This window comes from Microbacterium sp. CBA3102, from assembly GCF_007954505.1.
In the GTDB taxonomy this organism is placed as follows: Bacteria; Actinomycetota; Actinomycetes; order Actinomycetales; family Microbacteriaceae; genus Microbacterium; species Microbacterium aurugineum.
Genome location: NZ_CP042412.1, coordinates 2,406,079 through 2,428,640, shown reverse-complemented (window position 1 = coordinate 2,428,640; position 22,562 = coordinate 2,406,079). Strand labels below are relative to the sequence as shown.

Annotated in this window: 20 protein-coding genes; 10 read left to right on the top strand and 10 right to left on the bottom strand. The window is 68.8% G+C overall.

All coding sequences use genetic code 11. The features are described from left to right. Nucleotides 1-25: 25 nt before the first annotated feature. Nucleotides 26-1,510 (bottom strand): sensor histidine kinase, encoded by a 1,485-nt coding sequence (locus tag FGL91_RS11545; protein WP_047524403.1) that lies wholly within the window; start codon nucleotides 1,508-1,510, stop codon nucleotides 26-28. A 24-nt stretch (nucleotides 1,511-1,534) separates the two neighbouring features. Further along, nucleotides 1,535-1,921, bottom strand: coding sequence for an Rv3235 family protein (locus FGL91_RS19405; protein ID WP_047524404.1), 387 nt, complete (start codon nucleotides 1,919-1,921; stop codon nucleotides 1,535-1,537). A 130-nt stretch (nucleotides 1,922-2,051) separates the two neighbouring features. Between FGL91_RS19405 and FGL91_RS11535 the strand changes: the two genes are divergently transcribed. Further along, the gene (locus FGL91_RS11535; RefSeq protein WP_153243884.1) at nucleotides 2,052-2,663 is read left to right on the top strand and encodes a hypothetical protein; all 612 of its coding nucleotides are present in this window, start codon (nucleotides 2,052-2,054) and stop codon (nucleotides 2,661-2,663) included. On the opposite strand, the gene FGL91_RS11530 is transcribed toward FGL91_RS11535, so the two are convergent. After that, entirely contained in the window at nucleotides 2,651-2,929 is a 279-nt protein-coding gene (locus tag FGL91_RS11530) for a helix-turn-helix domain-containing protein (protein WP_131492206.1), read from the bottom strand. The two genes, FGL91_RS11535 and FGL91_RS11530, sit on opposite strands and share 13 nt — an antisense overlap. 97 nt (nucleotides 2,930-3,026) lie before the next feature. On the opposite strand from FGL91_RS11530, the gene FGL91_RS11525 reads away from it, so the two are divergent. Further along, nucleotides 3,027-3,647 carry an SAF domain-containing protein gene (locus tag FGL91_RS11525; RefSeq protein ID WP_131492207.1) on the top strand — a complete coding sequence of 207 codons (621 nt, stop codon included), beginning with the start codon at nucleotides 3,027-3,029 and terminating at the stop codon, nucleotides 3,645-3,647. Further along, nucleotides 3,644-4,921, top strand: a complete 1,278-nt coding sequence (locus tag FGL91_RS11520) for an AAA family ATPase (RefSeq protein WP_131492208.1) — start codon at nucleotides 3,644-3,646, stop codon at nucleotides 4,919-4,921. The genes FGL91_RS11525 and FGL91_RS11520 overlap by 4 nt, the downstream gene beginning before the upstream one ends. Here the strand turns inward: FGL91_RS11520 and FGL91_RS11515 are convergent. Together FGL91_RS11515 and secA are read right to left on the bottom strand one after the other, a co-directional pair. Then, complete coding sequence (locus tag FGL91_RS11515; protein WP_047524408.1) at nucleotides 4,812-6,038, bottom strand: pyridoxal phosphate-dependent aminotransferase; 1,227 nt, start codon at nucleotides 6,036-6,038, stop codon at nucleotides 4,812-4,814. The genes FGL91_RS11520 and FGL91_RS11515 overlap by 110 nt on opposite strands. Before the next feature lie 66 nt (nucleotides 6,039-6,104). Continuing rightward, on the bottom strand, nucleotides 6,105-8,906 hold the full coding sequence (secA, locus tag FGL91_RS11510) for a preprotein translocase subunit SecA (protein ID WP_047524419.1): 2,802 nt from the start codon (nucleotides 8,904-8,906) through the stop codon (nucleotides 6,105-6,107). 199 nt (nucleotides 8,907-9,105) lie between these two features. Between secA and FGL91_RS11505 the strand changes: the two genes are divergently transcribed. Both FGL91_RS11505 and FGL91_RS11500 read left to right on the top strand, forming a co-directional pair. After that, entirely contained in the window at nucleotides 9,106-9,756 is a 651-nt protein-coding gene (locus tag FGL91_RS11505) for a PadR family transcriptional regulator (RefSeq protein WP_131492209.1), read from the top strand. A gap of 104 nt (nucleotides 9,757-9,860) precedes the next feature. Then, the gene (locus FGL91_RS11500; protein WP_131492210.1) at nucleotides 9,861-11,183 is read left to right on the top strand and encodes a hypothetical protein; all 1,323 of its coding nucleotides are present in this window, start codon (nucleotides 9,861-9,863) and stop codon (nucleotides 11,181-11,183) included. Nucleotides 11,184-11,258: 75 nt separating this feature from the next. Here FGL91_RS11500 and hpf read toward each other — a convergent pair whose 3' ends face one another. The 5 genes from hpf to mtrA all read right to left on the bottom strand — a co-directional run bounded on the left by hpf (nucleotide 11,259) and on the right by mtrA (nucleotide 16,873). Then, the gene (gene hpf, locus FGL91_RS11495; protein WP_047524410.1) at nucleotides 11,259-11,915 is read right to left on the bottom strand and encodes a ribosome hibernation-promoting factor, HPF/YfiA family; all 657 of its coding nucleotides are present in this window, start codon (nucleotides 11,913-11,915) and stop codon (nucleotides 11,259-11,261) included. 132 nt (nucleotides 11,916-12,047) lie between these two features. Continuing rightward, on the bottom strand, nucleotides 12,048-12,596 hold the full coding sequence (locus tag FGL91_RS11490; RefSeq protein ID WP_227991553.1) for a ComF family protein: 549 nt from the start codon (nucleotides 12,594-12,596) through the stop codon (nucleotides 12,048-12,050). A gap of 191 nt (nucleotides 12,597-12,787) precedes the next feature. Beyond that, a complete protein-coding gene (locus tag FGL91_RS11485; protein WP_227991549.1) occupies nucleotides 12,788-14,506 on the bottom strand; it encodes an LpqB family beta-propeller domain-containing protein in 1,719 nt (572 codons plus the stop codon). Further along, on the bottom strand, nucleotides 14,503-16,185 hold the full coding sequence (gene mtrB / locus FGL91_RS11480; RefSeq protein WP_131492212.1) for an MtrAB system histidine kinase MtrB: 1,683 nt from the start codon (nucleotides 16,183-16,185) through the stop codon (nucleotides 14,503-14,505). Before mtrB ends, FGL91_RS11485 begins: the two co-directional genes overlap by 4 nt. Nucleotides 16,186-16,192: 7 nt before the next feature. Further along, nucleotides 16,193-16,873: an MtrAB system response regulator MtrA gene (mtrA, locus tag FGL91_RS11475; RefSeq protein ID WP_047524414.1), complete on the bottom strand. Its 681-nt coding sequence runs from the start codon at nucleotides 16,871-16,873 to the stop codon at nucleotides 16,193-16,195. Between the two features lie 97 nt (nucleotides 16,874-16,970). Between mtrA and FGL91_RS11470 the strand changes: the two genes are divergently transcribed. From FGL91_RS11470 to FGL91_RS11450, 5 genes are all read left to right on the top strand, one after another. Further along, on the top strand, nucleotides 16,971-18,443 hold the full coding sequence (locus FGL91_RS11470; RefSeq protein WP_194239206.1) for a hypothetical protein: 1,473 nt from the start codon (nucleotides 16,971-16,973) through the stop codon (nucleotides 18,441-18,443). Next, complete coding sequence (locus FGL91_RS11465) at nucleotides 18,400-19,041, top strand: DUF4129 domain-containing protein (RefSeq protein WP_153243883.1); 642 nt, start codon at nucleotides 18,400-18,402, stop codon at nucleotides 19,039-19,041. Before FGL91_RS11470 ends, FGL91_RS11465 begins: the two co-directional genes overlap by 44 nt. Before the next feature lie 2 nt (nucleotides 19,042-19,043). Beyond that, entirely contained in the window at nucleotides 19,044-20,225 is a 1,182-nt protein-coding gene (locus tag FGL91_RS11460) for a DUF4350 domain-containing protein (protein WP_153243882.1), read from the top strand. Between the two features lie 96 nt (nucleotides 20,226-20,321). Next, on the top strand, nucleotides 20,322-21,245 hold the full coding sequence (locus FGL91_RS11455; RefSeq protein ID WP_227992070.1) for an AAA family ATPase: 924 nt from the start codon (nucleotides 20,322-20,324) through the stop codon (nucleotides 21,243-21,245). Then, nucleotides 21,246-22,553, top strand: coding sequence for a DUF58 domain-containing protein (locus tag FGL91_RS11450; RefSeq protein WP_153243881.1), 1,308 nt, complete (start codon nucleotides 21,246-21,248; stop codon nucleotides 22,551-22,553). Nucleotides 22,554-22,562 lie beyond the last annotated feature (9 nt).

The following is a 22,562-nucleotide window of genomic DNA, read 5'->3' as shown; positions in this document are numbered from 1 at the left end:
TCGCGTGTGCCGGGAGCGCCGGCCCTCAGCGGTCGAGCCAGCGGAGCGGGATGTCGATGACCACCTCGGTGCCCTCGCCGTCGCTCCCCCGCCACTCGATCGTGCCGCCGAGCTCGCCCTGGATGAGTGTGCGGATGATCTGCGTCCCGAGCCCCTGACCGATCCGGCCTTCGGGCAGGCCCAGACCGGTATCGCGCACCGTCACGCGGAGGTTCTCCTCCGTGCGCTTGGCGTCGATGGTCACGATGCCCTCTTGGCCTGCCAGACCGTGCTCGACCGCGTTGGTCACGACCTCGGTGAGCGCGAGAGCGAGCGGTGTCGCATACTCGCTCGGAAGCACACCGAAGCGCCCGGTCGACTGCGTGCGCGCGCGGGTGCTCGGCGCCGATGCCACCTCCGCCACGAGCTTGAGCACGCGGTGGAAAACCTCGTCGAAATCGACCTTCTGCGTGAGTCCCTGCGCGAGCGTGTCATGCACCACCGCGATGGCGTCGACACGGCGCATGGCCTGTGTGAGCGCGTCTCTGGCCTCATCGGAGTGCGTGCGGCGGGCTTGGATCCGCAGCAGCGAGGCCACCGTCTGCAGATTGTTCTTCACCCGGTGGTGGATCTCGCGGATCGTCGCATCCTTGGTGATGAGCTCCTGCTCCTGGTGACGGAGTTCCGACACATCGCGGCACAGCACGATCGCCCCGATGCGGGTGCCGTGGTCCTTCAGCGGGATCGCACGCAAGGACACCGTGACACCCCGCGCCTCGATGTCGGTCCGCCAGGGGGCGCGCCCTGTGACGACGACCGGGAGTGACTCGTCGACCTGCCGCGAAGGCGGCACCAAACGCGTGGTGACTTCGGCGAGGGACTCCCCCTCGAGTTCGTCGTCGAAGCCCATCCTGTTGAAGGCGGACAGAGCGTTCGGACTCGCGAACGTGCTGATCCCGTCCACGTCGATGCGGATCAGGCCGTCCGACGCGCGAGGGGCGCCTCGGCGCGGCGAGGTCGGCGCTGCGAGATCGGGGAAGCTCCCGTCCGCGATCATCCGGAACAGGTCGTTCGCGCACTCGTCGAAGGTGATCTGCTGGCGAGACGGCGTCCGCAGCTCACCCAGGTTGGTGTGTCTGGTGACCACGCCGATCGCTGTGGGGGCTGTGCCTGTGTCCCGGCGTTCGGGCACGATCGGCACGGCTCGGACCCGCGTCGGCGTCTCCTCGAACCAGTCCGGTGATGAGGAATCCACGATCTCGGCCGACTCGAAAGCGCCCTGCACCTGCGTACGCCACTGAGGCCGGACCCGCTCCCCGACGATGTCACGATAGAAGAGCGTGGCCGCACCACTCGGTCGTGCGTGCGCGACCGCGATGAAGGAGCCATCCTCGGTCTGGATCCAGATGACGATGTCGGCGGACGCGAGATCGGCGAGGAGCTGTCCGTCTCCGGCGAGACGATGGAGCCACTCCACATCGCTGTCGGTCAGGAGACCCTGGGCATGGGCGAGATCGCTGAGGGTTGACACCCTTCCAGCCTACGGTCAGATCGGTCAGAGAATCGCCAGGGAGGTCGCGCGCCAGCGTCGATCGATCCCATCCAGCCTCACCGCGACCGCCCGCGTGCGCCCCGGTCCGGCCACCACGACGACCGCTTCGATGACCCCGTCGATCGGAGCCGTCACCCGCAGGGACCGGATCTCGAACGTCGGGCGAGCGGGAGCGACTCCGCGCGCGCTGCGCGCCCTCGCCGACAGGTTCGCCCGGGTGACCAGGCTGCGGAACGCGTCTTCGCTGAACCACCGCGCGAGCTGATCGACCTCACGGACGCCGGCGAGCACTTCGAGCACACCGCGGGTGAGACTGCGCAGGAGCGGTGCGGGATCGGGCAGTTCGCTGGTCGGTGTCGGCTGCGGAGCGAAGTACTCGTGAGGCGTCATGTCGATCTCTCGGTCGGGAAGGTCTGCGAGGTCGTCAGTACAGCACCGACCGCCGGGCTCCCGAACGCCGATCGAGGAAGTATGTGGATAACTCGTACGTCCGAAATCGGCGTCGCCTACGCTCGGTCGGGTGCACTGGGACCGACTGTTCGAAGACCTCGAGGGCCAACTGGCGTCCGAGTGGGAGGCCGAACGCGCCGTGCTCGATGCGGAGTCGGAGAGGCTGCGCATCGCCCGGTTGGATCTGCGTGCGCGGCTGCGGGTTCTCTGCGGCTCCGACACGGACGCCCTGATCGACCTCGTGAACGGTCAACGCCTTCCGGTGACGGTGCGCACTCTCGGGGCCGACTGGATGGCCGTCGAATCACGCGGCACCGGGGATGCCGTCCGCGCTCCGGCGGCCGCCCTGCTCGTCCCGCTGCACGCGATCGCCGGCATCACCACCGACCACGGCATGATCCTGGCGAGCCTCGAGGAGGTCCCTGTCATCGAGCACGCACTCCGGGAGAGGATGACACTGGGCTTCGTGCTGCGTGATCTCGCGCGGCGCCGCGTCCCCGTACACCTCACCACCCGGGTGGGTGAGGTGCACGGCACGATCGATCGCGCGGCCGCGGATCACCTGGATCTGGCGGTGCACGACCCGGGGCAGGCGCGCCTCACCGGTGCGGTGCAGAGCTTCCGCATCGTCCCGTTCTCCGCACTGGTCGCGGTGCGTACCGCGGGAGATCAGTTGCCGTGAGCCGACGAGATGCCCCAGACCTCGGGGAAGCTCGCCACCTGTGATTGCCTCCACAGCGCCATACGGCGAGACGTCTCCGATTCCTCGGCCAGATAGCCTTCCAGGCTCGACTCCTCCACGCGCCAGCGCGGCGGCGACCCGAGCTGAGTTCCTCGCAGTCTGCCCTCGTGCACGAGCTCGATCACCTCGCCCACTCCGATGCTCAGCAGCTCGGCGACCTGCGCGGGGGCGAGGAATCGCGGCGCGCGCGAGGACGGGGCTGACATGCCCCCATTCTCCCTGACACGCTCCCCCGGATCGGGTCGGACGGAACCCTGTGGATAACCGAGGAGGTCCTGTTTCGATCTCTGTGACGATAGCGCCATGCCTTTCCTCTCCCGACCTCGGCGCGCGTTCTGGGGCGACCTGCGGTTCCTCATCGGGATCGCTCTCGTCGCGCTCTCGATCACCGCCGTGTGGCTCATCATCGATGCGGCAGACGACGCGGAACCGGTACTCCGAGCCGACCACACCATCGTCGAGGGCGAGACCCTCACCGCGGACGACTTCCAGGTCGTCGAGGTGGGACTCGGGTTGCTGAGCGACGACTACCTCGGGCCCGAAGACCTGCGATCGGGGCAGATCGCGGCACGGACGATCGAGAAGGGCGAGATCGTGCCGTTATCGTCTCTCACCGACGCGGACCGGAGCCGGAAGACCACGATCGTGATCGAGAGCAACACCGGCATCCCGGAGGAGGTGGAGCCCGGCACCGTCGTCGAGGTCTGGCACGCTCCGCCGATCGACGACGGGCGCTCGCACGAGGCGCCCCGTATCCTCGTCGCCGACGTGATCGTCCGCGACGTGATCGAGCCGGACGGGGTCCTGGCTTCGGCGGGCACCCGGCTCGAGCTCGTGATCGACCGATCCGACGTGGCGGAGGTCCTCGCCGCGGTCACCGGCGGATCCGCCCTTTCGGTGCTGCCTGTCGGAGGCGCCTCATGACCGCGGTGGTCGTGGCAATCGCGGAGCCACGCGCGAGCGCACTGGCCGCCGAACTGGAGCTGGAGGGGATCGACGTGCTCGCGGTCCTGACGGCCGGCGCTCCGGTCGTCGACCTGCCTCCCGGCACCGAAGCGCTCATCGTTCCGGCGACCCGGGCCGTGCTGACCACCGAGCTGATCTCGACGTGTGATCGTGCGGGAGTGCGCGTCCTCGCCCTCGGCGGAGCGGACAGCCGCCTGCGCGGACGACTCGGGTTGTCTGCACCGCTGCCCACCGAAGCCACCGGCTGGGAGGTCGCCGCGGCGCTGGGCACCGAGACCGTCGACGCGCCACTGCCTCACGGCCCCGAGCCCCACCGCGTCATCGCCGTCTGGGGACCGCACGGCGCCCCTGGACGCTCGACCGTCGCGATCCAACTCGCGGTCGAACTCGCCCGGGCCGGCCGCCGCACGGCTCTGATCGACGCCGACACCGTCGCGCCGTCGATCGCCCTGCTGCTCGGGCTCAGCGACGACGCTCCCGGAATCGCCGCCGCCTGTCGTCGAGCCGAACGAGGTGCCCTCGACGACGACGAACTGTCCCGCTTGTCCACCCGAATCCTGAGCGGAGGTCAGGACGTCGAGGTTCTGGCGGGGATCAATCGCCCGAGCCGCTGGCCGGAACTGGCATCAGCCCGTCTCCGCACCACGCTGCAGGCCAGTCGGGGGTGGAGCGAGGAGACGGTCGTGGATGTGGCCGCAGCCTTCGACGCGGACGACGAGGTCACGTACGACCTCGCCGGGCCCCGTCGACACGCGGCGACCTCGGCGACGCTGATCGAGGCGGACCTGATCGTGGCCGTCGCGGCGGCGGATCCTCTCAGCATCAGCCGGTTCCTGCGTGACCACGCCGAACTGCGCCGCCTCACGGCCCCGACGCCCCTCGCCGTGGTCGTCAATCAGGTCAGGCAGGGTCCCCTCGGCATCGATGCGCGCAGGCAGGTCCGGCGCACCCTCGAGCGATTCGCGGGCATCACTGAGGTCACGTTCCTGCCCTTCGATCAGCGCGCTGCCGATGCCGCACTGCTGCACGCCCGGCCGATGACCGACGTCACGCCCCGTTCACAGCTCGTCGCCGGTGTGAGGAGGCTGGCCGCGACCCTGTCTCCCACACGTCCGGAGCTTCCTACTGGCGGTAGCTCGAGAGGAAGTTCCCCAGTCGTTCGACGGCTTCGCTCAGCACTCGCGGCTCGGGCAGCGTCACCAGTCGCAGGTGGTCCGGGGTCGGCCAGTTGAAACCGGTGCCCTGCACCAGGAGGATGTGCTCGGAGACGAGGAGGTCGTAGACGAGGCGGGCGTCGTCCCTGATCTCGTGCACGTTCGGATCGAGACGCGGGAATGCGTAGAGCGCACCCTGAGGCTTGACGCAGGAAACCCCGGGAATCGACTCCAGCCCTTCCCAGGCGATGTCTCGCTGCTCGCGCAGACGCCCGGTGGGAGCGATCAGCGCCTCGATGGACTGCACGCCCGACAGCGCGGCCTGGACGGCGTGCTGCGCAGGGACGTTCGGGCACAACCGCGTCGACGCCAGCAGCGTGATCCCCTCCAGGAAGCCCTTGGCGTGCCCCTGCGGGCCGGTGATGACCATCCACCCCGAGCGGTATCCCGCCACCCGGTACGTCTTGGACAAACCGTTGAACGTGAGGCAGAGCAGGTCGGGAGCGAGTGTCGCGGTCGGGATGTGGACCGCGTCATCGAACAGGATCCGGTCGTAGATCTCGTCGGACAGGAGGAGCAGCTGGTGCTCCCGCGCGATCTGCACGAGACCTTCCAGGATTTCACGCGAATAGACGACACCCGTCGGGTTGTTCGGGTTGATGATGACCAGAGCCTTGGTGCGAGGCGTGATCTTCGAGCGGATGTCCTCGAGATCCGGCTGCCACTCGTCGTCCTCGTCGCAGAGGTAATGCACGGGCGTGCCTCCCGCGAGACTGGTCATCGCGGTCCACAGCGGATAGTCGGGGGCGGGGATCAGAACCTCGTCGCCCTCGTCGAGCAGAGCCTGCATCGTCATCGTGATGAGTTCGGACACGCCGTTGCCGAGGTAGACGTCATCGGGGTCGAACCGGGGGAACCCCTCGATCTGCTCGTACCGGCTCACGACCGCGCGACGGGCGGAGATGATGCCCTTGCTGTCGCTGTAACCGTGCGCCGTGGGCATCGCGGCGAGCATGTCGTGCACGATCTGGTGCGGTGCATCGAAGCCGAAGATGGCCGGATTGCCGGTGTTCAGCTTGAGGATCTTGTGACCCTCCGCTTCCAAGCGCGCCGCCTCGACGAGGGCGTTTCCGCGAATCTCGTACAGGACGTTCTTGAGCTTCGACGACTGGTCGAAGTTGCGCGTTGGGGTCATCGACCAAGCCTACAGCGACGAAAGGAGGGCCAATCCACCCGGACTGGCCCTCCTCCTCACCGAACGCTACTTCTTCTTCTTGCTCTGCGCACGACGCTGTTCACGGTTGCCGGCGGCCGGTGCGTCGCCGTCCGTGCGCTGCCCGAACGCACCGCGGGGTGCCTCCTCGGGCTCGGTCTGCGGCGCCTGCGCGCGCACGGCGGCCTGACGGACGCGATCCGTCGCCGCCTGCTGAACCTGGCCGCGGTCGTTGCGCACCTCGACCTCGCCCGCATCGTTCGCGGCGGAGTACTCGAGACGCTGCTCGCCTCCGCCCGCGGCGAGGCCCTTGGCTTCGACCTCGGTGGTGTCCGAGTCGGCGGCACGGCGCACCTCGACCTCGAGGTTGTAGAGGTAGCCGACCGACTCCTCCTTGATCTGCCCCATCATCGACTGGAACATCGCGTAGCCCTCACGCTGATACTCGATCAGCGGGTCGCGCTGCGCCATGGCTCGCAGGCCGATGCCGTCCTTGAGGTAGTCCATCTCGTAGAGGTGATCCCGCCAGCGGCGATCGAGCACCTGCAGCACGACGCGTCGCTCGAGTTCGCGGGTCGCGGCCTCGCCCAGCGACTCCTCGCGGGCTTCGTAGGCGATCTTCGCGTCGGAGAGCAACTCGCGTGTGAGGCCTTCCGCGGTGATGCCGCCCTTGCGCCCTGCAGCCTCCGAGACGACCTCGTCGATGGTGACCCCGACCGGATAGAGCGTCTTGAGCTCCGTCCACAGAGCATCGAAGTCCCAGCTCTCGTTGTGGCCCTCGCCGGTGTGGTCGCGGACGACTCCGGCGATCGCGTCCTCGATGAAGTGCTGCACCCTGTCGGCGATGTCGTCGCCCTGCAGGATGTGACGGCGGTCGGCGTAGATCGCCTCGCGCTGGCGGTTCAGGACGTCGTCGTACTTGAGCACGTTCTTGCGCATCTCGGCGTTGCGCGACTCGACCTGCGACTGCGCGCTGCGGATGGCGCGGGAGACGAGGCCGGACTCGATCGGCACGTCGTCCGGGAAGTTGGTGCGCGCCAGGATGGCCTCGGCGGCACCGGACTGGAACAGTCGCATCAGGTCATCGGTGAGGCTCAGGTAGAAGCGACTCTCACCGGGGTCACCCTGACGACCCGAGCGACCGCGGAGCTGGTTGTCGATACGGCGCGACTCGTGACGCTCGGTGCCGAGCACGTAGAGCCCGCCGGCCTCGATGACCTTCTCGGCCTCCTCGGCCACGACGCTCTTCATCGCCTCGTAGGTCTCGTCCCAGGCGGTCTCGTACTCCTCGGGGGTCTCGACCGGATCGAGGCCCTTGGCCTTGAGATCCTGCACCGCGAGGAACTCGGCGTTCCCGCCGAGCATGATGTCGGTGCCTCGACCTGCCATGTTCGTGGCGACGGTGACCGCTCCCAGGCGACCCGCGCGGGCGACGATCTCGGCCTCACGCGCGTGGTTCTTCGCGTTGAGGACCTCGTGCTTGATGCCCTTCTTCGCGAGCAGGCGGGACAGGTACTCGCTCTTCTCGACGCTGACGGTTCCGACCAGCACCGGCTGACCTTCGGCATGACGCTCGGCGATGTCCTCGACGACCTGCGCGAACTTGGCGGTCTCGTTCTTGTAGACGAGGTCCGACTGGTCCTTGCGGATCATGGGACGGTTCGTCGGGATCGGGATCACGCCGAGCTTGTACGTCGACATGAACTCAGCCGCTTCGGTCTCGGCGGTACCGGTCATGCCGGCGAGCTTGTCGTAGAGGCGGAAGTAGTTCTGCAGCGTGACGGTCGCGAGCGTCTGGTTCTCAGCCTTGACCGGCACGCCCTCCTTGGCCTCGATCGCCTGGTGGATGCCCTCGTTGTAGCGGCGTCCGACCAGGATGCGGCCGGTGTGCTCATCGACGATCATGACCTCGTCGTTCATGACGACGTAGTCGGTGTCCTTCTTGAACAGCGCCAGTGCCTTGATCGAGTTGTTCAGGAACGAGATGAGCGGAGTGTTCGCGGACTCGTACAGGTTGTCGATGCCGAGGTAGTCCTCGACCTTCTCGATCCCGGGCTCGAGCACGCCGACGGTGCGCTTCTTCTCGTCGACTTCGTAGTCCTCGCCCACCTCGAGGGTGCGGGCGATCTTCGCGAACTCGGCGAACCAGCGGTTGGCCTCGCCGGAGGATGGTCCGGAGATGATGAGCGGCGTACGGGCCTCGTCGATGAGGATCGAGTCGACCTCGTCGACGATCGCGAAGAAGTGCTCGCGCTGGACGAGGTCTTCCTTCCGCCACGCCATGTTGTCGCGCAGGTAGTCGAACCCGAATTCGTTGTTCGTGCCGTAGGTGATGTCTGCGGCGTACTGCTCACGGCGGATCGCCGGCGTCTGACCGGAGACGATGATGCCGGTGGTCATGCCCAGGGCACGGAACACACGCCCCATGAGTTCCGCCTGGTAGCTCGCGAGGAAGTCGTTGACGGTGATGACGTGGACGCCCTTGCCGGCGATCGCGTTCAGGTACGCGGGGAGGGTGGCGACGAGGGTCTTGCCCTCACCGGTCTTCATCTCCGCGATGTTCCCGAGGTGCAGCGCCGCGCCACCCATGATCTGCACGTCGTAGGCGCGCATACCGAGCGTGCGCTTGGCGGCTTCGCGCACCGCGGCGAACGCCTCGGGCATCAACTGGTCGAGCGTCTCACCCTTCTCGTACCGCGCCCGCAGCTCCGTCGTCTCGTTGCGCAGTTCGTCGTCGGTGAGCTTGGAGATGTCCTCTTCCAGCGCTCCCACTGCCTTGACGACCTGATTCAGGCGGCGGATGACCCGCCCCTCGCCCGCACGCAGCAGCTTCTCAAGAGGATTGGCCACGGATGTCATCTCCCTGTCAGTGGGTAAATCGCCGGCCATCGGTGGACCCGACGCCAGGCATACTTCGCCATGTTACCGGGCCGTGACCTCCACGTCGCCTGCACGTCGCCTGCAGGACGACCCGCGCGTCACGACGAGAGCATGCCCGGTAACCATATACTCGGTATCGCATTCGGCCCGATCACACGAGGAGACGACGATGTCCGTACGCCAGAGCATGCTCGCCATCCTCGCCCAGGGACCCTGCTACGGATACCAGCTCCGGCACGAGTTCGACCGACGCACCGGTTCGGTCTGGCCGTTGAACGTCGGCCAGATCTACAACACCCTCGAACGACTCGAACGGGACGGCCTCGTGCAGCGCGGCCACACCGATGAGCAGGGGCATGTGTACTGGCGGATCACCCGCGCCGGAGAGGCGGAGGTCGCACGGTGGCTCGCCTCCCCCCTCGCGCGTGCCAAGGGAGCCCGTGATGAGCTGGCGATCAAGCTCGCCGTCGCCGCGACCCTCCCCGGTGTCGACGCCGCGACCACGATCCACGCCCAGCGCGCGGCATCCCTGGCGCATCTCGAGACGTTGCGGCAGGCCAGACGGACGAAGCGCGGTGAGGACGGCCCCGAGGGACTCGCCTGGTCACTAGTGGTCGACTCGATGATCTTCTCCGCCGAAGCCGAGGTGCGCTGGCTCGACCACGCCGCCGAGCGCCTCACCGGACACCCGCAGCACGCGATGGCGCTCGAACTCACGGAGGAGCGACCCAAACGCGGACGCCCTGCGAAATCCGGCGCCGCGATCACCGATGCCGAGATCACCGGCGCCGAGATCACCGAGACCGCGCCTGCAGCCTGAGCGAACCCCGTCGCGACGACCTCAGGGCCGCTCGGCCGAACTTCCCCGTTCGCCCGGAGCGGATGCTCAGCCGGCTCATGCGCCGGGGAAACTAGGATCGACCCATGGCTGGTTTTTGGGGCAAGCGCAAACGCGAACAGGAAGAGCTCGCCGCTCGGGACGCCGATCTGGCTCGGCGTGCGGAGCAGGCCCTCGTCGGAGCGGACGAGCGGATCCGCACCACGGCCGACGAGCTCTCCTTCGCCGAGGCCGAACTCGGCGAAGGCCTGACCGCCGACCTGCGGACGGCACTCGCCGCGGTGCGCACCCATCTGCGCGAGGCGTTCCAGCTCCACCAGCTGAATCACGATGAGATCCCCGACACGGACGAAGAGCTCCGCACCCGCAATGCACGCATCCTGCAGCTGTGCGACTGGGCGCAGGACCTCCTCGACGAGAAGACCTCCGAGCTCGCGGAGTCCGTCTCCACGGTTCGACGCGCGCCCGAGATCATCGCACGGGTGAGAGCGGAGGCTGAGGCGCTCAGCGCCCGCATCCCGCAGACCAACGAGGCTGTCGCACGTCTCTCCGCACGCTACGCCGATTCCGCGATGCACCAGATCACGGCCAGCGCCGCCGAAGCGGAGCAGCTCATCAGCTTCGCGACCCACAGCGCCGACGTGTCGGAACGCCGTCGCACGGCGAAGCAGAACGAAGAGGCGAACGTCGCGCTCGAGACCGCGACCGAAGCGACCCGGCGAGCATCCGCGCTCCTCGACGCGGTCGAGGACTTCGAGATCGAAGCATTGCGCGCCGAATCCACGCTCGCCGAAGTCGTGGCAGACTCCCGCAACGACCTCATCGCCGCACGCAACGCTCCCGCGGTACCGGCGGTGGCGTCAGCCGTCGCAGACCTCCAGGCCGCGCTCTCGGCGCTGACGCCGTCGGGACAACCCAACGATCCGTTCGCGGAGCTCTCCCGCTTGCGTGACGCCAACTCCGCGCTGGACGACGCCATCGCGAAGGCACGCCACCGCGCCGAGAACCCGCTCCCGAGCATCGCCCAGGTGCAGCACGCGATCGACGACGCCGACCGGCAGCTGGGTGTGGCACGCGGCTTGATCGCCGGTCATCGCGGCTGGATCGGCGCGGACGCCCGCACACGCCTCGCCGAGGCGGAACGACTTCGTGTCGACCTCTCCGACCTCCTCCCGGCCGAAGAGACCCGCGAAGCCGCGCTCGTGCAGGCACGACGGGTCGCACACCTCGCCTCCGAGGCGCTGCAGCTCGCCCAGCGCGACATCGACTCGTCCCGCCCGCAGGACGAGGGCTGGGGCGGCGGCGGATGGGGAGGCGGCGGCGGACGACGCGGTGGCGGCGGAGACCTCGCATCCGGCATCCTCGGTGGACTCGTGATCGGCAGCCTGCTCGACGGCATCTTCGACTGACCCGAGCCCTCACGCCTCCCGGACGTCGAAACGGCCCGGTCCCTTTCTCGGGGCCGGGCCGTTTCGCAACGTCGATCAGGAGGCGAGGGCCTCGGACGGCGGAGCCTGGGTGCTCAACGCGATCACGCCGTAGTCCCAGCCCTTGCGCCGGTAGACGACACTCGGGTGGTCGGTGCGGACGTCCACGAAGAGGAAGAAGTCGTGTCCGACCAGTTCCATCCGGTCGACGGCCTCCTCGACGGTCATCCACTCGGCGTCGAAGCTCTTCGTGCGGATGACGACGGGCGAGTACTCCTCCTCTTCCGTCTGCTGCACCGGCACGTTGCCGGTGGCGACGGCATGCAGGACATCCGCCGACGCCGGCTGGACGTCGATGCCCGTGAGAGCTCCGCTCTCCTTCTCGAAGTGAGCGCCGCGGGGGTGCTGTCGTCCATCGACCCGCTTCTCCTTCGCGCGACGCAGCTGCTCGGACATCTTGTCCACCGCGAGATCGAGAGCGACGAACTTGTCTCCATCGGTCGCTTCGGCTCGGACGACCGGTCCCTTCCCGATCAGCGTGAGCTCGACGGTCTCATCGGGCACATGACCGTTGCGATACACGCGATGGGTGACCTTCACATCCAGCCGCTGCGCGCGAGACGCGAGCATCTGGATCTTGGCGATCTTCTCTTCGACAACGGTTCGGAAGCGATCGGTGATACCCACTCCGACGCCAACGATGCTTGTTTCCATTGCTGCCTCCTTGTCCCGGTCCTCCCGGCCAAGGGCGGACCGTGGTCGCCTTGTGTCCCCCCACCGTAGTCCGCCCGTCGACGGATGTCACGAGCTGGTTCTCCTGTGTCTCCGGTGGGTTGTCGATGAGGTTCATGCGAATCCGCCACGAAGCGGCGTGGCGGCGAGCGCGACGGCCGCGACGACTCGGAACCCGGCCACCGTGAGGGCGCGCGCTGCCTCGTCGAATGTCGCCCCGGTCGTGATCACGTCGTCGACGATGACCGCCTCGGCTCCCTCCCCTCGGTGCCGTGCACGCATCGCTCCGCGGACGTTCGTCTGGCGTGCGCGAGCGCCCAGCCCGCGCTGATCCGGGCGCGCTCCCTCGACGGCGAGCACGGCCTGCGGATCCGCGTGCGCACGGCGGACCAGCAGGTCCGGGACACGGTAGCCCCGACGTCGGAAAGCGGCCCGGCTCGTCGGAACGGGCACGATCCACGTCGCCGATGTCACCAGCGGGCTGAGGACGCTCGCCAGCGCCGCACCGAGCGGGCGCGCGATGAGCGTGTCCCCTCCCCCTTGAGCCGCCGGATGCAGCGCGCCGCCACCCCGTCGAACTCGAGGGCGGACCAGACGGGCAGCCCCGCCGGTGTCACCGACTCCTGCGCCCGCGGCGCCAAGGCACTCCGACAGCCTGGGCACAGCAGGAGGCCGGGCTCAGCGCAGCCCGCGCAGTTCGCGGCGAGCAGGAACGCGGCGACCTCGGCTCCGATCCGAAGGAGACGGGATTCTTCCTGCATCCGACGATTCTGCGACTCCTGGCATCGGTGACGCCGCCGAGCCGCCGGCCGTCCTGCACAAGCCTCGTGCGGGACTCTGCCGTGCAGGAAGGGTCATTCGCCTGCGCGGGTGGCGAGGACGGAGATCCCGGACGCGACTTCACGCCAGGCCGTCCCCGCATGTGCGAACAGCTGTCCGCCCGCACCGAGGATGCGCACTCCCGCGGTCGTCCGCGCACCGGCGGCGGAGATCGCATCGCCCGGAGCGGCCTCCGAGGTACCCGGCCCCCCGACCATCTGAGTGATGAGTTTCGGACTGCTCGGGTCCATCAGCACACCCAGCTGGTCGGGACCCAACCACACCAGGCCCGTCGCCGGCTCGGAGAGCTGGATCAGCTGCTTGGCATCGCTGAGCTCGATCGGAACACCCGCGGCGTCGCGGACGACGCCGGCCACGACCACCCAGTACTGCCTGCCGACCGTGATGACCGCGGCAACCCGACTGCCGTCCGCGGCGACCCGGAGGTCCGAGATCGCGGAAGCATTCGGCCAGGCGTTCGCCACCGTCTGCGGAACCACCTCAGCGTCCCAGGCGCGTAGGGCGGAAGGATCCCCTCGCGGCACCGACCAGGTGTACCCGTACGGGTCGAGTGAAGGATCGATGAGCCCGGTACGCGAATCCAGCTCGATGCGGCTGCCGTCGCGGACGAGGTAGACGTGACCGTCTCCGAGTCGCGCCGCGACCTGGGACTCGTCCGCCGCCACATCGAGGGAGAGGATGGGTTGAGCGATCGCGGCGATCTCGGTGCTGATGCCGGGGAGCGGCGAGATCTCATCTCCCACGATCTTGCCGAAGACCCCGTCCTTCAGGACGAGCGTGCCGATCTCGGTCGAAGGTTCGATCACGTCGACCACGCCGGCATCGAGGTCGCGGCCGTCCACGGTGAACTGCACGCGCGTGACTGCGACCCCCGCGGCCCTCAGCGTCGCCTGCAACTGGGTGCGCATCCGCGCGAGCGTCGTCTCGTCGAGCGCGACCGCAGGACGGGTGAGCGCGACTTCGGCCACCTGCCCGGTGATCGGAACCGCGTCCTGGGCCAGCTGGACGTCGGCGGGGAACGAGTTCTGCACGACGGGATCCAGCCAGGCGCTGGGCACACCGCCGATCAGTGCCCGCGTCACCGTCGTCGCCGGACTCTGGCGCCGAGGGAACCACCTCATGTCGGGGACGAGTCGCGACCAGCTGACGTCGAAATACTGCAGCGGGTAGGCGTCGTACACCTTGTCGAACCGCGGGTCGTCGATCACGACCCCGTCCAGCGCTTCCGTGATGCGCCATTCGCCGTCGTCCATCCGCTCGAGGGCGAACGGCATGGTCGAGGCACCGGGCGCATCCGCGTAGGCACCGGATTCGTCGACGCTCGCGACCAGGTCCAGCTCGACCTGCACCTCCGCCGAATCCGCCTCCTCGACCAGCTCTTCGGGGACCGTCGAGGTGAGCGTGCGGGATTCCGGGCCCGCGTCGACGGACACGCCGGACGCGGGTCGCCAGGTCCGCTGCAACGCCGGCGAAAGGAACTCGCGTGCTGTGGCCCAGTTGTCAGCCGTGGTGATGCCGGCCTCCAGGAAGCCCTCCACGATCCGCTCGGGGCCGGCCCCCTTGACCGGGCCCGAGGCGACCGGGAAGAAGTCGATGTCCTGCGACGATTCGCCGAGCTTGAGGCCGACCGTCACATCGCCGCTGGTCGGAAGCCCTGCACACGCCGGCAGCAGCAGCGCGGCGATCGCCAGCGCCGCGCCACGCAATCGTCTCTTCGATCGTGCGCGGATCATGGCCTCTCCCCCTCGTCGAACAGCTCGATGCGACTCTCGGCGAGCGAGATCGGCTGTGTCGCGTCGCCCAGTTCCGCCAACGGCTCCTGCGGCTCGACGGGGACCGGGCTCGGTCCGTCCAGCGTCCCCTCGTGCCGAGGAATGGTCAGCACGAAGTTCGTCCCGACCCCGAGTTCCGACCAGACCGCCAGCGTTCCGCCGTGCAGGGTGGCGTCGCCGAGAGCGATCGACAGCCCGAGCCCCGTGCCGCCGATGGTGCGCTGTCGCGACGGGTCCGCCCGCCAGAACCGGTCGAACACCCGCTCCGCGTCACCCGGCTCCATCCCGAGACCGAAGTCCCGGACGCCGGCGGCGACCGCGTGCTGGTTGCTGTCGACCGTGATGACGACCGGACGGCCCTCACCGTGCTCGATCGCGTTGCCGATCAGATTGCGCAGCACCCGGCGCACCCGGCGGGGGTCCATGTCCACGGGCGAGTAGCCGCCCGGCGCCACCAAGCGCAATTCGGTGCCGTGGCCGTCCGCGAGCGGTCTCATCTGTTCGATGATGTCCTCGGCCAGGTGCGCGAGACTCGTGGCCTCGAGCTCGAGCTGCACCGACCCCGCATCGTAGCGACTGATCTCGAGCAGGTCGGAGAGCAGCGTCTCGAACCGCTGCACCTGCGCGTGCAGCAGTTCCGCTGCGCGCGCCGTGGTCGGCTCGAACTCCGCACGCTGGTCGTTCAGCATGTCCGCGGCGAGTCGAATCGTCGTCAGCGGTGTACGCAACTCGTGCGAGACATCGGAGACGAAGCGCTGCTGCACCATCGACAGCTCGCCGAGTTCCTTGATCTGCGCCTCGATGCTGTCGGCCATGGCGTTGAACGAACGCCCGAGAACGGCCAGCTCGTCCTCGCCGTGCACATCGATCCGCACCCCCAGATCGCCCGCGGCGAGTCGCGCACTCGTCTCGGCGGCCTGGACGATCGGTGTCGACACGGCTCGCAGGACGATCCAGGAGATCGCCGCCACGATCGCCACGAGCCCGATCCCGGCGATCCAGAGCGTGCGTTGCACGAACAGGAGCGTCTGATCGGCATCGCCCAGGTCATAGGCGAAGTAGATCTCGAACGGCCCTGCTTCCGGGACCTGGAGCTGCTGCCCCACGACGATCCCGGGGACCACCCCACCGTTCTCGACCGGGAGCGCGACGGACTGCCACTCCTGGCGGTCATCGAGCTCGACCACACGCCTGCGCAGTTCCGGGCTCAACAGGCTTTCGTTCAGCCCGGCCTCGAACCCGTTCAACGGCGAGGTGTCGGCGCCCGTCTCGATCTTGTATCCCGCGAGCTGGTCGGTGCTCGACGTCCGCGCCAACGTGTCCCTGATGCCGTCCCAGAGAGTGCTGAGTGCAGCCGGGTCGTCGCCCACCTCGGCCACATCGAGGATCCGCTGCGCCTGGTCGACCGCCCGACGGGCGTCTTCGAGGGCGACGTTCTTCCGTGAGATGAAGAGGTCGTTCTGGATCGCGAGAGCCATCGTCACGCACGTGATGAAGATCGCCAACGAGGTCGCGAGCAGCGTGATCGAGAGGGTGCGGAACCGGAGGGACCGTCTCCACAGGAGACCGAGCATCGTCGGCCAGCCTCGCCAGTCGCGCAGGACGGCGACCGTCGTCGTGGTCGCTGTCGTCGCAGCCATCGTGCTCCTAGCCCACGCTCCCGGCACGGTAGCCCACACCACGCACCGTCATCACGATCTTGGGGTTGTCCGGGTCGAGCTCGACCTTGGCGCGAAGGCGCTGCACGTGCACGTTCACGAGTCGCGTGTCGGCCTTGTAGTGGTATCCCCACACCTGTTCCAGGAGCATCTCCCGGGAGAAGACCTGCTGCGGCTTCGAGGCGAGAGCGACGAGCAGCTGGAACTCCAAAGGCGTGAGTGCGATCGGGTCCGTCCCTCGACGCACCTCATGCGCGTCCACGTCGACGGTGAGGTCACCAACCCGCAGCTGTTCGCTGGTGGCCTGCGGCGTCGGGCGGAGACGAGTACGGATCCGCGCCACGAGTTCCTTGGGGTTGAACGGCTTGACCATGTAGTCGTCCGCGCCCACCTCGAGCCCACGGACGACGTCGGCGGTGTCGCTGCGTGCCGTGAGCATGATGATCGGCACCCCGGATTCGGCGCGGATGCGCGTGCAGATCTCGATCCCGTCCATCCCGGGGAGCATGAGGTCGAGCAGCACCAGATCGGGTCGCTGCGTGCGCCACTCCTCGACGGCTCGCGCTCCGTCCGCACAGAAGACCGGCTCGAAACCCTCGGTGCGCAGCACGATTCCGATCATCTCGGCGAGTGCTGTGTCATCGTCGACCACGAGAATGCGTGAGGTCATAACTGTTACCTTATGGCACCCAGTCCCAGAGGCCCCAGGTCTGCGCACCACGTCGTGGATATGACACGATGGGACCGCACGATGGAGGGAGTGCCTTTTGAGTGGCCAGACATGGACGCCCGCCCCGAAGAAGGGGATCATCCCTCTTCATCCGCTGACCTTCGGAATGCTGCTGGGGAAGGCCTTCGCGGCGCTTCGGCACAACCCGAAGGTGCTGTTCGGGTTCGCCGTCGTCATCCAGCTCGTCGTCGTTCTCGTCACCGCGGGCGTGATGGGGGTCGTGTTCTTCACGACGTTCTCCCGGTTGGAGACGGTCTCCCCCTCGTCACCGGACTTCGAGGCGGTGCTGGCCGGGACGGTCGGGATCAACCTCATCGCCGGAATCGCCGTGGGCCTCGCGACGATCGCGTTCACCGCGGTCATGCAGGGCGTCGTCGCCGCCGAGATCGGCTACGCAGCCGTCGGCGTGAAGGCCACGCTCCGGATGCTCTGGCGCAGGATGGCGCCGTCGTTCTGGCGGCTCGCCGGCTTCGCGTCGCTGACGGTGGCCGCGGTCTTCGGGCTCTTCGCGATCGTCGCGGCGATCATCGCCGCGTTCGTGGCGGGCGGCCTGGGTGGCAGTGCCGAGTTCATCGGGGTCGTCGTGCTCACGGTGGTCCTCATCGTGCTGGCCGCCATCCCGCTGTTCGTGTGGCTGACGACGAAGCTGCTGCTGGTGCCGTCGATCCTCGTCCTCGAACGCGCACGCTTCCGCGACGCACTCGTCCGGTCCTGGCGCCTCACCCGGGGCCGCTTCTGGGTCGCCTTCGGGGTCGTGTTCCTCATCAACCTCATCATGGGTGTGGCGATGCAGGTCGTGAGCATCCCCTCGACGCTGCTGAGCACGCTCCTCACTCCCGTGATCGCGCCCACCGGCGCCGTGGAACCTGCGGCCGTCGTCGGTTTCGTCCTCGCGATCCTCGCGCCGCAGATCCTGATCCTCGTGATCCAAGCGATCGCGGCGGTGGTCCAGAGCACCGGTGCCGCGCTCATCTACGTCGACTGCCGGATGCGGTACGAGGGCCTGGATCAGACACTCCTCGCGTATGTGGAACGCCGGGACCTCGGCTGGACGGACGAGCAGCAGGGTGACCCGTTCCGCGTGGACCCCGCCCGCGCCGTCAGCTCCGCACCACCGCCCCGACAGGTTCCCGAGCACGTGCAGATGACCCAGGGCTACGCCTCTGCTCCGTACGGCACCGCACCGGGTGCTCCCTCCTCCCCCTACCCGGCAGCACAGCCCTACCCGGCAGCACAGCCCTACCCGGCAGCACAGCCCTACCCGGCAGCACAGCCCTACCCGGGACAGCCTTTCCCCCGCCCCCGGCGCCGCTCTCCGCACCCCCGGTGGCGACACCATCGCCGGGGAGCACGGGATCGATGGGGACCGCGCCGACGGGGTTCCCGCCCCCGCCTCCGCCCGCACCGCCCGCACCGACCACCCCTCGGGAGACCGGGTGGGCTGCGCCCGGCGGCGATGACACGGCATGATCCGACCGTTCGACGACCTGTTCGTCCCCGACGGCGATGAGGCGCGACGCTGGGCCGAGGAGGAGCTCTCCAACCCGCGCTATGCCGACGCGAAGCCGACGTGGTTCGACCACTTCGCCCGTGACGTGGGCCGTTTCCTCGCCGATCTGTTCAACGCCGACAACAGTGCGAATGTGGGGCCGGCTGCCCTCATCATCGTGATCGCCCTCATCGTCGCCGCGTTGATCGCGGCCCTCATCATCTGGGGTCGGCCTCGAAGGTCTCGCACCGTCCGACGCGGCCGCGCGGATCTCCTGGGCGCGGCCGATGATCGCTCGGCGTCACAACTGCGCAGCGACGCCGAGCGCCGAGCACGCGAAGGCGATTGGAGCACGGCGACGATCCTCCGGTACCGAGCGATCGCCCGGAGCCTGCTGGAGCGGGATCTGATCGATCCCGCCCCCGGCGCCACCGCGCAGTCCATCGCGCGCGACGCGATCCGGGTGTTCGAGCAGGAGGCGGAGGCGATGCGCCGCGCGGCCACTGCGTTCGACGACGTCCGCTACCTCGGGCACGCCGCGACGGAGCAGACCTATCGAGAGCTCGCCGCGACCGACGCCCGACTCCTGTCGCTTCGCCCCGAGGAGGTGCCGGCGTGAGCATGACCGCTCAAACCCCGTCCGTCCCGTCGACCGCCGAGCACCGACCGCGCAAGACGAAGGCGATCGTGGGCTGGCTGATCGTGGTGGCGCTCGTGCTGATCGTCGCCTTCGTCGCGCTCCGCGTCAGTGTGACACCGCCGGGAGCACGGGGAGCGCTCGATCCGGAAGGCCGGGACGATGCGGGCGCGCTCGCCCTCGCCGAGATCCTTCGCGACCGAGGAGTCGACGTCGACGTCGAGCGTTCCCGGACGGCCGCGCGCGCGGCGATCGGCGACGACACGACCCTCGTCATGGCGAATCCGTACACGTTGACGGACGACGCCTTGGAGACGCTGATGGAACCGGCGGACCGCATCGTGTTCCTCTCCGCAGGCACCCATCTCCTGAGCGCACTCGACATCGGCGAGAACGCCCCGGGGACGCTTCCTGCGGTGTCCGCCGAGTGCGATGTCGCCGAGTTCGCCCGAGTGGGGACGATCCGCGCGGACAGACTCTTCTCCCCCACGAGTGGGGTGGTGCCCTGCTTCGGCGATGCGAACGGCGCCGCGGTGCTCGTGGACGACCGCACGGACGACCGCCGCGTCGTCGTGGAGGGCTCGAGGCTCTTCGGAAACGCGTCCCTCGCGGAGAACGGCAACGCCGCGCTGGCCCTCGCCCTGCTCGGGCAGACGGACCACGTCGTCTGGTACGTCCCGAGTTTCGCGGACTCCGACATCGAGGGCGAGTCGATCGACACGCTCGGAACCTTGACACCGCCCTGGGTCACCCCGGTGATCCTCCTGCTGCTCCTCACGGGGATCGCCGCAGCCGTCTGGCGCGGTCAGCGCTTCGGCCCGCTGGTGGCCGAGACCCTGCCCGTGACCGTCCGCGCCTCCGAGACGATGCACGGGCGCGCGCGTCTGACGGCCAGGGCCGCGGACTCGGCGCACGCCGCGGAAGCTCTCCGCGACGGCGCCCAGCGCCGACTCGCACGACGCCTCGGGCTCGCCGCACACGCCGGCGCGGACGAGGTCGCCGACGCGGCCTCCGACCGCCTTCGGATCCCGCGCGGCACCCTGCAAGCCCTGCTGGCCGGGCCCCTGCCCACCGACGACACAGCCCTGATCGATCTCGCACGACGACTCGATGACCTCGAGGCCGCAGTGGAGTCGAGCACGCACAGTGCGAGGCATGACGAATGATCGAACGAACCGACCCTTCCATCCACCCAGAGAAGCCGAGGGAACCCCGTGACCGTTGAGAATCTCCCCGCCGACGACGCCGCGCTTCGTCAGGCCATGCATCGGGTCCGCACCGAGGTCGACAAGGCCGTCGTCGGGCAGGCCGGCACCGTCACCGGACTCCTGGTGTCCCTGCTCGCCCGGGGCCACGTCCTCCTCGAGGGCGTGCCCGGGGTCGCGAAGACGCTGGTGGTCCGGTCCTTCGCTCGGGCGCTCGGCCTCGACACGAAGCGCGTCCAGTTCACGCCCGACCTCATGCCGGGCGATGTCACCGGTTCGCTCGTGTACGACGCTCGCACCGGTGAGTTCGATTTCCGGGCCGGCCCCGTGTTCACCAACATCCTGCTCGCGGACGAGATCAACCGCACGCCTCCGAAGACGCAGGCAGCCCTTCTCGAGGCGATGGAGGAGCGCCAGGTGTCGGCCGACGGTGTCAGTCGTCCTCTGCCAGACCCGTTCCTCGTCGCTGCGACCCAGAACCCGATCGAGCACGAGGGCACCTACTCACTGCCCGAGGCACAGCTGGACCGCTTCCTGATGAAGCTCGTCGTCGGCATGCCCGAACGCGATGCCGAGCTCTCGGTGCTGCGCCGCCACGCGGACGGCTTCTCCCCCCGCGAACTCACGGGTATCGATCCGGTGGTCTCGCCGGACGAGATCCGTGCCGCCCAGGAGCGCGCGGCGGCGGTCGAGGTCACCGACGACGTCCTCGGCTACGTCGTCGACCTCGCGCGCGCGACACGCCAGTCCCCCTCGGTCGAGCTCGGTGCCAGCCCCCGCGCCTCGACGGGACTGCTCGCGGCAGCCAAAGCCTGGGCCTGGCTCAATGCCTCCTCCGCGGTGACCCCCGACCACGTGCAGACCATGCTGGTTCCGGTCTGGCGCCATCGGCTCCAGTTGCGGCCGGATGCCCAGATGGAAGGCGTGTCGGCCGACGCGGTCCTCACTTCCGTGGTGCAGCAGACCCGGGTGCCGATCTAGGTGTTCATCACCGGCCGGCTCACCATCGCCCTCGCCGTGGGCGTCCTCCCGCTCGTCCTCATCGGACTGGCGGGCTATCCGGCGTACCCCGCCCTCGGGGCCTGGATCGGCCTGTGCGTGCTGCTGGTCGCCCTGGATCTCGCACTCGCTGCGAACCCCCGATCGGTGACCGTGAGCCGCCGGGTGCCCCAGCGAGCTCGTCTGGGCGAGCAGGTCCCGGTGAGCGTCGCCGTCCACAACCACGGCACCAGGACACTGAACGCCGTGATCCGCGACGCCTGGCAGCCCACGGCCGGGGCTCCCGCCGAACGCCAGCAGTTGCGTGTGGCGCGGGGGGAACGCGCCCGGGTCTCGATCACCCTCCGCCCCCGGCGACGCGGGGAACTGGTGAGCGAGTTCGTGATGATCCGCTCGCGCGGCCCCCTCGGCCTCGCCGGCCGACAGGCACGACACGTCGTCCGCGGCGCGATCCGGGTGCTGCCTGCCTTCTCCTCGCGAAAGCACCTGCCCTCGCGCCTCGCGCGGTTGCGCGAACTCGACGGCAACACCAGCATCCAGGTGCGCGGTCAGGGAACCGAGTTCGATTCGCTGCGCGAATACGTACGGGGCGATGACGTGCGCTCGATCGACTGGCGGGCCACGGCTCGAGCCGGAACGACGATGCTGCGCACGTGGCGTCCTGAGCGCGACAGGCACGTGGTCATCATCATCGACACGGGCCGCACAGCCGCTGCCCGAGTCGGGGACGGCACCCGTGTCGATGCCTCCCTCGAGGCCGCTCTGCTCCTCGCCGCGCTCGCCTCCCGTGCTGGCGATCACGTGCACCTGCTCCTGTACGACCGCGTCGTCCGTGGCAGGGTGACCGGTGTCGACGGCAGCGCGCTGCTCCCGGCGATGACCGACGCGATGGCCCCGGTGCACGCACGCCTGGTCGACACCGACTGGCACGGTGCCTTCGCCGCAGTCCGCTCGCTCACCACACGACCGTCGCTGATCGTCGCGCTGACCGCGCAGGATGCCGCAGAATCGGCGCGCGGCTTCCTCGGGGCCTTCCCGCGGGCGTCACGGGCGACGACGGTCCTCGTCGGTTCGGTGACGGACGACGGCATCGGTGCCCTGGCCCGAGAACGAGGTTCCCGGGAAGAGGTGTACCTCGCTGCCGCGGCCGAACGCACCCTCCGTGACGCGGAGAACGTCGCCGACGCGATCCGCAGAGCCGGTGGAGAGGCGATCGCCGCCGACCCGGAGGAACTCCCCCCTCGCATCGCGGATCGCTACCTCGAACTGAAGGCCGCAGGACGCCTCTGACCTGTGCCG